The organism is Kineosporia succinea, assembly GCF_030811555.1.
Classification (GTDB): Bacteria; Actinomycetota; Actinomycetes; order Actinomycetales; family Kineosporiaceae; genus Kineosporia; species Kineosporia succinea.
In genome coordinates this window covers 1,676,060-1,690,981 of sequence record NZ_JAUSQZ010000001.1, presented here as the reverse complement: position 1 = coordinate 1,690,981, position 14,922 = coordinate 1,676,060, and the positions used below count along the sequence as shown (strand labels likewise).

Genomic DNA, 14,922 nt, shown 5'->3' with positions numbered 1-14,922 from the left:
GTGGGGGTGAAGCTTTGCGGACGTCTCGCTCCACGGGGACGCCTGCGGCATGCCCAGTTCCCCCGCCCGACCAGCGATTCCGGCTCACCTGGGTGGCCCGGATGATCGTCGTCGTACTGCTGGCCTGGGTGCTGGTGCCGGTGGTGGCGGAGAAGAGCGCGGCGTTCACGGGAATCGTGGCGGCCAGCGCCTACGGTGGCCGTGACGTCACGGGTAACACGACTTACGGGCAGTCGGCCTACCCGGCGACGCCGTCCGGCACCGGCGCCGGAAACACACTGGTCAGCACGTCGACCGCGGATCCGCTGGCGGACACGGCCAAGTCGACCGCCGACGTGCAGAACTTCAGCCTGCTCGGGCTCATCGGCCTGGCCGCCGGGCACGCCGAGTGCACCGCCACGTCGAGCGGGGTCTCGGGCACGGCCACCGCGGCCGGGCTGACCCTGCTGGGGCTCCCGCTGAGCAACGTCCCGGCGAATCCGGCGCCGAACACGACCGTTCAGCAGACCAACATCCTGAATCAGAACATCGGGTACATCGTCTACAACGAGCAGACCTTCTCGAACACCGCGACCCAGTACTACCTCAAGGTCACGGCCGCGCACATCGTCAACAAAGACATCTTCGGCACGGTGACCAGTGAATACGAACTGGCCCACGCCGAGTGCGGTTCCACGAAACCGGTCACCCCGACCATCTCCGCGATCACCCCGAACCAGGGACCGGAGTCCGGCGGCACCTCGGTGACGGTCACCGGCACGAACCTTTTCGCGATCACCAGCGTGACGTTCGGTGCGTTCAACGCCTCCAGCTACACGATGGTCTCCAATGTGGCCACGAGTCTCACGGTGGTCGCTCCGGCCGGTACCGGGGTGCAGGACATCCGCATCGCCAACGGTGCAGGGACGTCGTCGATCTCGGCCGCGGACAAGTTCACCTACGTGCCCGTACCGGCCATCACGGCGGTGAGCCCCATACTGGGGCCGACGTCGGGGGGAACCTCTGTCGTCATCACGGGGACGAACCTCTCGACCGCGACAACCGTGAAATTCGGCTCCGTGAGCGTCAATCCGGCCAACTTCACGGTCAACAGCAACACCCAGATCACGGCCCTGGCCCCGGCCCAGAGCGCCGGGCAGGTCGACATCACCGTCACGACCGTCGGCGGAACCTCCCCCGCGGTCACTGCCGACCAGTACACCTACGTCGCCCCACCCACGGTCACGGCCGTGAGCCCGTCGGCCGGGCCTCTGACCGCCGGGGCGAGTGTGGTGCTCACCGGAACCGACTTCACCAGCGGTTCGACCGTGAAGTTCGGGGCCACGAACGCCGTGGGCGTGACCGTGAACAGCGCCACCCAGATCACCGCCGTGGCCCCCGCCGGCACGGCCGGCACCGTGAATGTCACCGTGACGGCGATCGGCGGTACCTCCGCGACAGCCACGGCGAACCAGTACACCTACACCCCGGCCCCTACGGTGACCGCGGTCGCACCGGCATCGGGGCCGACGTCGTCCGGCACGGCGGTCGTGATCACCGGAACCGGCTTCACCGGGACAGGTTTCACCAGTAGTGCCGTTTCGGTCGGATTCGGGGCGAACGCCGCCGTGAGCTTCACCGTGAACAGCGCCACCCAGATCACCGCCTTCGCCCCGGCGGGCAGCGCCGGGACGGTCGACGTGCGGGTCACGACGCCGGGCGGCATCTCGGCCAACTCGGCCGCCGACGACTACACCTACACCGCTGCCCCCACCGTCACGGCCGTCAGCCCGGTGCGCGGGCCCCTGGCGGGCGGCACCAGCGTGGTGATCACCGGGACCGACTTCACCAGCGGGTCGACGGTGAAGTTCGGCTCGGCCAACGCCACGAGTTTCACCGTCAACAGCCCCACCCAGATCACGGCCGTGGCCCCGGCCAGCATCGCGGGCACCGTGGACATCACCGTCACGACCGCGGGCGGCACCTCGGCCACGAGCAGCGCCGACCAGTTCGCCTACACCGGCCCCCCGACGGTCACCGGCCTGAGTCCGGGCAACGGCCCGATCGCCGGCGGAACCAGCGTCACCGTCACCGGCACCAACTTCCTCGGTGCTACCGCCGTCACCGTCGGAGGCACTGCGGCCACCTCGTTCACGGTCAGCAACAACACCCAGCTGGTGGTCACCACCCCGGCCCACACCGCCGGGGGCGCCGACATCGTGGTGACGGCCCCCGGTGGCACGTCCGCGGTCACCAGCAACGACGTCTTCACGTACCACGACGCCCCCACGGTCACCGCCGTGTCGCCGAGCAGCGGCCCGACCACGGCGGGTACCACGGTCGTCATCACCGGTACCAACTTCGCTGCCGTCAGCGCGGTGAGATTCGGCGCCAACGTGGCGACCGGCGTCGTCACCAACTCGTCCACCCAGATCACCGTCACCGCCCCGTCCGGCAGCGCCGGCCCGGTCGACGTCACCGTCACCACCCCCGGCGGGACCTCGGCGATCACCGCCGCCGGCCGGTACACCTACGTCGCCGCCCCCACCGTCACCAGCGTGAGCCCGAGCCGGGGGCCGCTGGCCGGGGGCAACCCGGTGGTGATCACCGGAACCAACCTGAGCAACGCGTCCGCCGTGAAGTTCGGCGCCACCGTCGCCACCGGCGTCACCGTGAACAGCCCCACCCAGATCACCGCCACCGCCCCGGCCGGCTCGGCGGGCCCGGTCGACGTCACCGTCGTCACCTCCGGCGGCACCTCGGCCACCAGCAGCGCCGACCAGTACACCTACGTCGCGGCGCCCACCGTCAGCAACGTCTCCCCGGCCACCGGCCCGACCACCGGCGGTACCTCGGTCGTGATCACCGGAACCGGCTTCACCGGAGCGAGTTCCGTGACCTTCGGGGGCATCCCGGCCACCGGGGTGATCACGGTCAGCTCCGACACCCAGATCACCGCGGTCGCGCCGGTCGGCTCCGCGGGAACGGTGGACGTCGTGGTCACCGCCCCCGGCGGATCTTCGGCCACCGGGGCGGCCGCCACGTTCACCTACGTCGCCCCGCCCGCCGTCATCGCGGTCTCCCCGAACAGCGGACCGGTCGCCGGCAGCGTCCTCGGCACGATCACCATCACCGGCACCGGCCTGTCGGGTGCGACCGGTGTGACCATCGACGGGTTCCCGTTCCTGACCGTCCTCAGCAACACCGCCACGCAGATCGTGGTGCGCGGAATCCCTCCCCACGTCACCGGTCCCGCGCACATCCAGGTCACCAATGCCTACGGCACCAGCGTCCAGAACTCCGCCGACGTCTACACCTACCAGGGCCTGCCCTCGCTCACCGGCCTGAGCCCGGGCAGCGGCCCGGTCGCCGGGGGCAACACGGTCGTGCTCACCGGAACCGGTTTCACCACCACGACCGGCGTGACCTTCGGATCGAACGCCGCTGTTTTCACGGTCAATTCGGACACCCAGATCACCGCGACCGTGCCGGCTCACGCGGCAGGCTCGGTCGACGTGGTGGTGCAGACCCTCTACGGCCTCACCGGCGGCTCGAATCCGCTGCAGTACACCTACGTTCCGGTGCCGGTCGTCAACGTGGTCTCACCGGGCTCCGGCCCGATCGCCGGTGGAACGGTCGTCACGGTCACCGGAACGGGTTTCACCGGAGCGACATCCGTGAGTTTCGGGGGAACGGCGGCCACCGGCGTCTCGGTGAGCTCCGACACCCGGATCACCGTCTTCGCACCGGCTCACGCGGCGGGCACCGTGGACGTCACGGTCACGTCCGCCGGGGGGACGTCGGTCACGAGTGTGGCCGACCGGTTCACCTTCGTCGCGGCCCCCACCGTGACCGCGCTGTCGCCGGGCACCGGCCCGACCACCGGAACCACCAGTGTGGTGATCACCGGCACCGACCTGCTCAACGCGTCCACCGTCGTTTTCGGGGGCAACAACGCGACGAGCTTCACCGTCGACTCGAACACTCAGATCACGGCCGTCACACCGGCCCACGGGGCGGGCACGGTGGACGTCCGGGTCACCGCGGTCGGTGGCACCTCGGCGATCTCGGCCGCCGACCAGTACACCTACGTCGCCGCGCCCACGGTCACGGCCGTCTCGCCGAACGCCGGTCCGCTCGCCGGGGGGACCACGGTCGTCGTGGCCGGAACCAACTTCACGGGAACGACTTCCGTCAGCTTCGGGGGTTCGGCGGCGAGCTCCTACACGGTGAACTCGGCCACGCAGATCACGGCGGTGGCCCCCTCGGGCGGTGCGGGCACGGTGGACGTGCGGGTCACCACGGCCGGCGGCACCTCAGCGGTGGTCTCGGGAGACGCCTACACCTACCAGGCCGCGCCCGTCGTCACCGGGCTGTCGCCGAACCACGGTCCGGTCGCGGGCGGAACCCTGGTCACCATCACCGGGTCCGGCTTCAACGGTGCGACGGCGGTGACGTTCGGCGGGGTTCCGGCCACCGGGGTGATCTCGGTCAGCACCGACACGCAGATCATCGCCCAGGCGCCGGCTCACGCGATCTCGACGGTGGACGTGGTGGTCACCGCACCCGGCGGTGTCTCACCGGCCGGCGGCACGGCCAACGACTACCTCTACGTCGGCGCGCCCACGGTCACGGCGCTCTCCCCGCTGAACGGCCCGGCGGCGGGCGGTACCTCGGTGGTCGTCACCGGTACCGGCTTCGCCACCGCGACCGGGACCTCCGCCGTGCAGTTCGGTGGAACGAACGCGGCGAGTTACACGGTGAACAGCGACACCCAGATCACGGCCGTGACCCCGGCCCACGCGGCGGGAGCGGCCGGTGTCGTGGTCAGCACGGCCGACGGCGGCGCGTCCACGGTGACGGCCGCGAACACGTTCACCTTCGTCGCGGTGCCCACCCTCAGCGGCATCTCGCCCGGGCTCGGCCCGGAGGCGGGTGGAACCAGCGTGATGATCAGCGGTTCCGGGCTCGGCACGGCGAGTTCCGTGCAGTTCGGCGGGGTCCCGGCCTCGTTCACGGTGAACTCCGACACCCAGATCACCGCCACCACCCCGGCGGGCACCGGCCTGGTCGATGTCTCCGTCACCACGGTCGGGGGCGGTGCGGTCACCGCGGCGGCCGATCGGTTCCGCTACGTGGGGACGCCCACGGTCACCACGATCTCTCCGACCAGTGGCCCGGTGGCCGGGGGAACGTCGATCACGATCACCGGCACCGGCTTCTACGGGGTCACCGGTATCTCGTTCGGTGGAGGTGCGGCGACCTCGTACACCGTGGTCAGCCCGACCAGCATCACGGCCACCACCCCGGCCCACGCCGCGGGCCCGGCCGGCGTCGAGGTGACCACCAGCTACGGCGGAACCTCAGCGGCCGGTGGTCCTTTCGCCTACGTCGCGGATCCCGTGGTGACCGCGCTCAGCCCGACGAGCGGCCCCACCGTCGGCGGAACCACGGTGATCATCACCGGTTCCGGCTTCAGCGGCGCCTCGGCCGTGCGCTTCGGCTCGACCCCGGCCGCGTCGTTCACCGTCAACAGCGGGACCCAGATCTCGGCGGTCAGCCCGGCCGGGGTCCCCGGCACCCTCGACGTGACCGTGGTGGGCCTCTACGCGACCTCCGCCACCACGTCCGCCGATCGGTTCACCTACGTCGCCGCCCCCACGATCACCGCCGTGAACCCGGCCGCCGGGCCGCTGAGCGGGGCCAACCCGGTGACGGTCACCGGCACCGGATTCACCATCGGCACGACGGTCAGCTTCGGCGGCACCCCGGCCACGTCGACCACCTTCGGCTCGGCGACGCAGCTGACCGCCGTCGTGCCCCCGGGCGGCGCGGGACCCGTCGACGTGGTGGTCTCCACCCCGTACGGCCAGGACACGCTGACCAACGGATACCGTTACCGGGCGGCCCCTTCCGTGACCGGCCTGAGTCCCGGCGTGGGACCGGAGGCGGGTGGCACCGTGGTCACGATCACCGGCACCGGCTTCAGCGACGCGACGGCCGTGCGCTTCGGCTCCACCCCCTCCACGCTCTTCACCGTCAGCAGCGACACCTCCGTCACGGCCACCGCCCCGGCCGGCACCGGCATCGTGGACGTGACCGTCACCGGCCCGGGCGGGACCTCGGCCACCGGTGCGGCCGACCGTTTCCGTTACGCCCCGGTGCCCGCGGTCGCCTCGCTGTCCCCGGTCTTCGGGCCGACGGTCGGCGGAACCACCGTGAGTGTCGCGGGTTCGGGTTTCACCGGCGCCACCGCGGTCCGGATCGACGGCACCACGGTCTCGTTCAGCGTCGTCAACGATTCCACCATCACCTTCACCACCCCGGGCGGCTCCGGTGACGTACCGGTGACCGTGACCACTCCCGGCGGCAGCACCCTCGCCCGGACCTTCACCTACGCCAACAGCCCGACCGTCAGCGCCCTTTCGCCCGACCGGGGTCCGCTGGGCGGCAACAACACCGTCACGATCACCGGAACCGGCTTCACGAGCGGATCTTCGGTCAGCTTCGGCGGAACCCCGGCCTCGGTGCAGTTCGTCAACGACACCCGCCTCGACGTGACCGTGCCCCCGGGCGGCGCGGGCCCCGTCAGCGTCACCGTGACCACGCCCTACGGGACCTCCGGCGCCGCCGTTTACCGGTACGTGGCCGCGCCGGTCGTGAACGCGGTGCAGCCCGGCGCGGGGCCGCTGGCCGGGGGCACCACCGTGACGATCACCGGTACCGGCTTCGCCGACGTCGCGGCCGTCACGTTCGGCACCACCCCGGCCACCGGCTTCACCGTCGACAGCCCGACCCAGATCACGGCCGTGGCGCCCGGGCACGTCGCGGACACGGTCGACGTCACGGTCACCACCCCCGGCGGCACCTCGGCCACCTCGATCGCCGACCGGTTCACCTATCTCGCCGCGCCCTCGGTGGGCACGGTGTCACCCGCGTCGGGCCCGGTCGGCGGCGGCGCGACCGTGACGATCACCGGCACCGGCTTCAGCGCCACGACGTCGGTGACCTTCGACGGCCAGGCGGCCACGGTCGGCGCGATCACGCCGACCCAGCTCACCGTGACCACCCCGGCCGGATCCGGCCCGGGCCCGGTGCTGGTGCGCGTGATCACGGCGGGCGGTTCGGACAGCGGCCTCTACACCTACCGCTCGGCCCCGGCCGTCACCGGCCTCACCCCGGGGGCGGGTCCGGAGGCGGGCGGCACGGTGGTGACCATCGACGGTTCCGACTTCACCGGGGCCACGCAGGTGCGATTCGGTTCGGCCGTGGCGGTTTTCAGCGTCAGCAGCGATGCCCGGATCACGGCCACCGCCCCGGCCGGCACCGGCATCGTCGATGTGACCGTGACCGGCCCGGGCGGTACCTCGGCCACGAACGCCGCCGATCGCTTCCGTTACGCTGCCGTGCCGGTGGTGTCCGCGACCGTGCCGGCCTCCGGCCCGACCGCGGGCGGAACCGTGGTGACCCTGACCGGGAGCGGTTTCACCGGCGCCAGTCTGCTGACTCTTCAGGGAGTTTCGGTTCCCTTCGTCGTGACCGGCGACTCCACCATCACTTTCACCGCTCCCGCCGGAGTGGCCGGGCCCCAGAACCTGCTGGTCACCACACCGGGCGGTTCTTCGACCCCGGTCCCGTTCCTCTACGCCGACGCACCCTCCTTGTCGCAACTGACCCCGGACGCCGGGCCGCCGGGCGGCGGCACGGTGGTCACGCTCTCGGGTTCGGACTTCACCCCGGGCTCGAGCGTCACGTTCGGCGGAACCCCGGTGAGCGTCACCTACGTGAGCGCCTCGCAGCTGACGGTAGTCTCACCCGCGCGAGCGTCGACGGGCGCGGTGAACGTGGTGGTGACAACGGCTTACGGTACATCCAGTGCGGGCCCCAGTTTCACTTACACGAACGCGCCGACGATCTCGACGGTGAGCCCGGGGGCGGGCCCTCTGAGTGGTGGAACCACGGTGACGATCGCTGGTTCCGGCTTGACGGGCGCTTCGGCGGTGACGTTCGACGGGGTGGCGGCGGCATCGTTCACGGTCAACGGCGATGCGAGTATCACGGCGGTCAGCCCGGCGGGTTCGGCGGGGAATGCGGTGGTGCGGGTGACGACGGTGGGTGGTTCGGACACCGGCACGTTCCGCTACGCGGCCGCGCCCACGATTTCCGCGGTGACCCCGGCGGCGGGTTCGCAGGCCGGTGGAACACTGGTCACGATCACCGGTTCCGGCTTCACCGGGGCCACGTCGCTCACCTTCGGCCCGAACCCGGCCACCGGCCTGACCGTCAGCAGCGACACCGAGATGTCGGCGTTCGCCCCCGCGGGCACCGGCACCGTGAACGTCGTGGTGACGACCCCCGGCGGAACCTCGTCACCGGCGCCGTACCGGTACGCCCCCGTCCCCGCCGTGACCCAGCTCAGCCCCGCCTCCGGCCCGGTGACGGGTGCTACGCCGATCACCGTGACCGGCAGCGGCTTCACCGGCAGTTCGGCCGTGACCGTCGACGGCTCGTCCGTGGCCCACACGGTCGTCAACGATTCCACCATCACCCTGACCGCACCGGCCCACGCCGCCGGGGCGGTACCCCTGGTGGTGACCACCCCTGGCGGCAGTTCGGTCCCGGTGGCCTACACCTACGTCAGCGCCCCGGCCGTCACGAGCCTGACCCCGCCCGCCGGCCCGCTCGGCGGCGGCACGGCGGTGACGATCCGCGGCACCGACTTCACCCTGGCCTCCACCGTGACGTTCGGGGGAATGGCCGCGGGTCTGACCTTCGTCAGCTCTACCGAGCTCACCGCCGTCTCCCCGCCGCGGGCCTCCGCCGGGGCCGTGAACGTGGTGGTGACCACGGGTTACGGCACCTCTGGGGTGGGGAACAGCTTCACCTACACGAACGCGCCGACCATCTCGGCGGTGAGCCCGGGCTCGGGCCCTCTCAGTGGTGGAACCACGGTGACCATCGCGGGTTCCGGCTTCTCGGCGGCCTCGGGCGTCACCGTGGACGGAGCTCCGGCCGGCTTCACGGTGGTCGACGACTCGACCGTCACCGTCATCATGCCCGCCCACGCCGCGGGCAGCGCCCCGGTGGTGGTGACGACGGCGGGCGGCAGTTCGGCCCCGGTCCCGTTCGTCTACGTGAACCCGCCCGTGATCACGTCGATCACGCCGCGGGCCGGGCCCGAGGCCGGCGGAACCAGCGTGATCATCGCGGGAACCGGTCTCAGCGCCGCGACGGAGGTCCGGTTCGGCACCGTCGCAGCCGGTTTCACCGTTGATGGTCCCACCCAGATCACCGCTGTCAGCCCGGCCGGAACCGGGATCGCCGACGTGACCGTGACCACCGCGGGCGGTACCTCGACCACCGGTGCGGCCGATCGCTTCCGCTACGCCCCGGTGCCCGCCCTCGGGTCGGCGGGTCCGAATGTCGGCCCGATCGGCGGCGGTACGGTCGTGACGGTCTCGGGCACGGGCTTCACCGGGGCGATCCTGCTCACCGTCGACGGTGCGTCCGTACCCTTCACCGTCGCCGACGACTCGACGATCACCTTCACCACCCCGCCCGGCTCGGCGGGGGCGAAGAACATCGAGGTGACCACTCCCGGCGGCGTCTCGGGGACGACCTCGTTCACCTACTTCGACGCCTCGGTCGTCACCGGCCTGGCGCCCGACGAGGGACCGGTCGCCGGGGGAACCGTGGTCACTCTCACCGGTCTCGGGTTCACCGGCACCACCGGCGTGACCTTCGGGGGTGTCCCGGCCACGAGTTTCGCGGTGAACGGCCCCACCCAGATCACCGCCGTCAGCCCGCCGGGAACGGGATCCGCGGACGTCGTGGTGTCCGGCCCCGGCGGATCCTCCCCGCCCGGAGCCACGTTCACCTATCGCCCGGTCCCGGGCATCGGTTCGCTCTCGCCCACCTCCGGGCCGGTGACGGGCGGAACGGTGATCACGGTGTCGGGCAGCGGGTTCTCCGGCGCCGGGAGCGTCACCGTGGGCGGGGTCGCCGTTCCCTTCACCGTGGTGGACGACCAGACCGTCACCTTCACCACTCCGCCCGGATCGGCCGGGGCCGAGGCCGTCATCGTCTCCACCGCGGGTGGTTCGGCCACAGTGACCTTCACCTACGCCAACGCGCCCGCGGTCACGGCGCTCTCGCCCTCGGCGGGGCCGCGTGGGGGTGGCACCGGCGTCACGATAACGGGCACCGGGTTCACGCTGGCGTCCACGGTGGCGTTCGGGGCGCAGCCCGCAGCCTCGGTGCAGTTCGTCAGCAGCACCGAGCTGGTCGCGGTCTCGCCGTTCTCGGCGACGGTCACCACGGTGGACGTGGTGGTCACCACCGCGTACGGGTCGTCGGGGGCGGGGAACGGGTTCACGTACAGCGAATCGCCCGTCGTCACCGACGTCCAGCCCAGGAGCGGCCCGATCAACGGTGGAAACACGGTCACGATCACGGGTCTCGACTTCCAGGGCATCACCGGGGTGAGCTTCGGGGCCGTCTCCGCCGCGGCCTTCACCCGGGTGAGTGCCACCGAGATCACGGCGACGGTGCCGGGGCAGGCGGCGGGCCCGGTCGACGTGCGCGTCACCGGCAGTGGAGGAACATCGCCGATCTCGGCCGGCGACCGCTACTCCTATCTGACCGCGCCCTCCGTCACGAGCCTCGCCCCGAATGCCGGGCCGGTCGCGGGCGGCACGAGCGTCACGATCACCGGCTCCGGTTTCGTCACCGGCTCCACGGTCACGTTCGACGGGGCGAACGCGAGCTCGGTGCAGTGGGTCTCCGCGAGTCAGCTGATCGCGACGACCCCTTCGCACACAGCGGGAACGGTGGACGTGGTGGTCACCACGCCGGGTGGGCCGTCGGCGGTGGGGGTCACCTTCGAGTACCAGAACGCCCCGGCCGTGAGCGGTCTCGTCCCGGCGTCCGGGGCGGCGGGCGGCGGCACCCCGGTCCGGATCAGCGGGTCCGGCTTCACCTCGCTCTCCACGGTGCGTTTCGGTTCGGTGCCGGCGGCCTCGGTGCAGTTCGTCTCGGCCGGGCGCCTGGACGTGGTGAGCCCCGCGGGTGCGGTCGGGCCGGTGGACGTGGTGGTCAGGACCGGGGGCGGGGAATCGGCTCCGGAGGTGTTCACCTACGTGGCCCGGCCGGTGGTGACCGTGGTGCAGCCCGGGAGCGGGCCCGAGGCCGGGGGGAGTGCGGTGGTGGTGACCGGCACCGGCTTCACCGGGGCGAGCGACGTGTACTTCGGGTCGGTGCCGGCCACGTCCTTCAGCGTGGACAGTGACACCCGGATCACCGCCGTGAGCCCGGCCGGGAGCGGCACGGTGGACGTCACGGTGAGGACGGCCGGGGTTACGTCGGCCACCTCGGTCGCCGACGGATTCACCTACTACCCGCCCCCGCAGATCGTGACCGTGCTGCCCCCGAGCGGCCCGGCGGCGGGGGGCACCGAGGTCACCCTCTCCGGCAGCGGTTTCACCGGCGCGACCGGTGTGCTGGTGGGCCCCGACCCGGCGACCTTCCGGGTGGTGGACGACTCCACGATCGTGCTGACCGTGCCCGTCGGTCCGGTCGGCAACCGGGTGATCACGATCGTGACGCCGGGCGGCACGGCCACCGGCGGCTTCGGCTACCTGAACCTGCCCGGTGTCACGGGGGTCTCGCCCGTCCGGGGCCCGCTGGTGGGTGGCTCCACGGTCACGATCACCGGCTCCGGTTTCCTCGGGGCATCGGCGGTCGCGTTCGGGTCGCTGCCCGCGGTGAGCTACTCGGTGGTCGACGACACCACGATCACGGCTCAGGTGCCCGCCGCCACCCAGCCCGGCGGGGTGGACGTGAGAGTGACGGTGTCCGGCGCCACGTCACCGGTGGTCGCGGCCGGCCGCTACACCTACGTGGCCGCCCCCGTGCTGAACGGTGTGTCCCCGGCGAGCGGGCCGGTGGCGGGCGGCACCTCGGTCGTCCTGCGGGGCAACGGATTCACCGGCGTGACCCGCGTGCTCTTCGGTGGGGTGCCGGCCACCGCGGTCTCGGTGCAGGACAACGGGAGCACCGTCACCGCCGTGACCCCACTGCACGCGATGGGTTCCGTGGCCGTGGTGGTGACCACCGACGGAGGTGACTCCGCCCCGGGCGTTTTCACGTACGTCCCCACGCCCCTGGTCGCCGCGGTCGCCCCGGACTCCGGGCCGACCGACGGCGGAACCGCCGTGACCGTCACCGGTTCCGGTCTGGAGAACGGCACCGTGACGCTCGACGGCGTGGCTGTCACACCGGAATCGGTGACCGACGCGTCCATCGTTCTGCGCACTCCCGCTCACGCCGCCGGGCCGGTGACGATCGGGGTGAGCACGGCGGGCGGCCGCGCCGACAGCACGTTCACCTACGTGGAGCCGCCGTCGGGGCCGGTGCTGACGGGGGTCGACCCGGCGAGCGGACCGGTGGCGGGCGGTAACTCGGTCACGCTGACGGGCCTCGGGTTCGGCGGGGCGACCCAGGTGCGGTTCGGCCCCGAGGACGCCGGGTTCACGGTGGTGGACGACACCACGATCACGGCCACGGTTCCGCCCGGAAGCGTCGGCGCGGCCGCTCTTTCGGTGACCACGCCGCTCGGCGTCACGAGCGGCGACGTCACCTACGCCTACCTGGCCCCGCCCGAGGCACCCACGATCAGCGATGTCACCCCGGCGATCGGCCCGACCGCCGGAGGCACCCGGATCACCCTCACCGGAACCGGTTTCGACGCCGACACCGCGGTGTCGTTCGACGGGATCCCGGGGACCGAGGTGCAGGCCGGTGTCTCGGTGCAGTCGGTGGTGGCGCCGGTGCCGGCCGGGATCCGCGCGACGGCCTCGACCTCGCTGACGGTGGTGAGTCCCCCGCACACCGAGGGGCCGGCCGAGATCCTGGTGTCGAACTCCGCCGGAAGTGCCGCCGCGAACGTGGACTTCGTCTACGTCCCACCGCTCGTGGAGGCCACGATCAGCCTGGAGGTGCAGACCAACGAGGCGACGGCCGTGGCCCCGCAGGGCTCGCTCTACGCCGGGCTGGAGGTGCAGTCGTGCTCGACGCCGAACCGGGGCGCGGCCTCGGTCGGGCGCAATGCGGTGTTCTGCCGTTACACCGCGCCGGATTCCGTGGGGGTGGACGCGTTCACGATGGCGGTGACCGACGACCTCGGGCAGATGGCGCGGCAGGCCGTGCGGATCACGGTGACGGATCCCGACCCGGGAGGCGAGGGCACCGGCGGTGAGGGCGGCAACGACAACGGTGGCGACGACGGGGGGACCGGCACCGGCGGCGAGGGGGGCAACGACAACAACGGAGGTTCGGGGGGCGAGGGGGGAAACGGCAACGGGGTCGACGGCGGGCCCGGTGCCGGCGGTGGCGCGACCCCTCCGCCCGACGGGACGTCCACCAGCAGCCCGGTTCCCAGCGTGGCCGCGACCCCGGGCCCGGGCACCGTCGTGGCCGACCCGCCCGGGGTGGGCGGCCCGGTGGCGACGGCCACGCCGGCGCCGGAACCCTCGTCCTTCAGCATCAACCGGCTGCCCTGGTGGGTCTTCCCGCTGATCGCCCTGCTGCTCGTGCTGCTGGTCTCGGCGCTCGGCCGGTTCTGGTGGTTCCTGGCCGGCCGGCGCCGTCGCCGTCGTGACGGCGAGTCATAGCTCCAGGTACTGGGCCGTGAAGGCGTTGGTGAAGGTGCCCTGCGGGTCGGTGCGGTGCACGAGCTCCTCGAAGTCGGCCAGGCGCGGGTAGAGCGAGCGCACCCGGTCGCGGCCGATGCCGAAGAGCTTGCCCCAGTGCGGGCGGGCGTCGAACTCGGCGAGGGCACCCTCCAGCGCGGCGATCGCGGGCGTCACCCTGCTCAGGTCGTCGACCCAGGTGAAGTGCAGGGCCACCGAGGTGCGGCCGTAGCCCGGGCTGAGCCAGAGGTCGTCGGCGGCGATCGTGCGGATCTCGGAAACCTGCAGGGCATCGGCGATCTGGTCGGCCACCCGGTGCACGGCGGCCAGGGCCTGCGGACCCTGCTCGATCGGCAGCAGGTACTCCGACTGCACCTCGTCACCGTTCGACGGGGTGAACTCGAAGCGGAAGTGCGGCAGGCGCTCGTGCCAGGGGCCGGGCACCCCGAGCTGCTGGGTGGCGTTCTCGGTGGGCATGCCGGCGATCGGGTGCCGGGCGCCGTCGGCGAGGGTGGCGCCGAAATAGGTGGCGGGCCCGGCGGGGGCGTCGGCGAGCTGCTTGCGCCAGAGCGTCTCGAAAACCGGCCCGCGCCAGTGGGTGAAGGCGCTGACGCTGTAGGCGCTGTTCATGATCTCGTCGAAGTTCTCGATCAGCGCGTCCAGGGGCAGGCCGTCGTAGACGTACTGCCGGACGTCGAACGTCGGCTGGGCGCGCAGGGTCAGGGCCGTCACCACGCCGGCCAGGCCCATCGCCACGACCGAGCCGTGGAAGTCCGCCTCGCCCGCGGTCAGCGTGCGCAGTTCGCCGTCCGGTCCGATCAGCTCGATCGCGGTGACCCCGGCGGCGAGACAGGGGTTCTGGGTGCCCGAGCCGTGCGTGCCGGTGGCGCTGGCCCCGGCCACCGAGATGTGCGGCAGCGAACCGGTGTTGTGCAGGGCGAGACCGGCGGCGTGCAGGGCGGGCATCACGTGGGCGAAGCGGGCGCTGGCGGTGACCCGGGCGGTGGAGGTGGCGGTGTCGACGTCCACCTCCAGCGGCAGGTCCTCGAGGCTGAGCAGGAGCCCGTCGGTGGCGGCGACGGTGCTGAACGAGTGGCCGCTGCCCAGCACCCGCACCCGCGGTGCCTCCGCGACCAGCTCCTGCACCTGCTCGACGCTCTGCGCCCGCACGAAGCGCTCCGGGGTGAAGACCACGTTCCCGGCCCAGTTGGTCAGCTTCATCAGCGTGTTCCGTTCCTCTTCGCGTGCCACAGCC

General features: G+C 72.1%; 2 protein-coding genes. One reads left to right on the top strand and one right to left on the bottom strand.

Going from position 1 to position 14,922, the window contains the following annotated elements:
* Positions 1–101 precede the first annotated feature (101 nt).
* A complete protein-coding gene (locus tag J2S57_RS07475) occupies positions 102–13,649 on the top strand; it encodes a beta strand repeat-containing protein (protein ID WP_307239833.1) in 13,548 nt (4,515 codons plus the stop codon).
* Here the strand turns inward: J2S57_RS07475 and J2S57_RS07470 are convergent.
* Positions 13,644–14,888 (bottom strand): D-arabinono-1,4-lactone oxidase, encoded by a 1,245-nt coding sequence (locus J2S57_RS07470; protein WP_307239831.1) that lies wholly within the window; start codon positions 14,886–14,888, stop codon positions 13,644–13,646. The genes J2S57_RS07475 and J2S57_RS07470 overlap by 6 nt on opposite strands.
* Positions 14,889–14,922 lie beyond the last annotated feature (34 nt).

Excerpts from the sequence above, each read along its gene's own strand:
- J2S57_RS07475 (WP_307239833.1), top strand. The coding sequence starts at position 102 with ATGATCGTCGTCGTACTGCTGGCCTGGGTGCTGGTGCCGGTGGTGGCG.
- J2S57_RS07470 (WP_307239831.1), bottom strand. The coding sequence starts at position 14,888 with ATGAAGCTGACCAACTGGGCCGGGAACGTGGTCTTCACCCCGGAGCGC.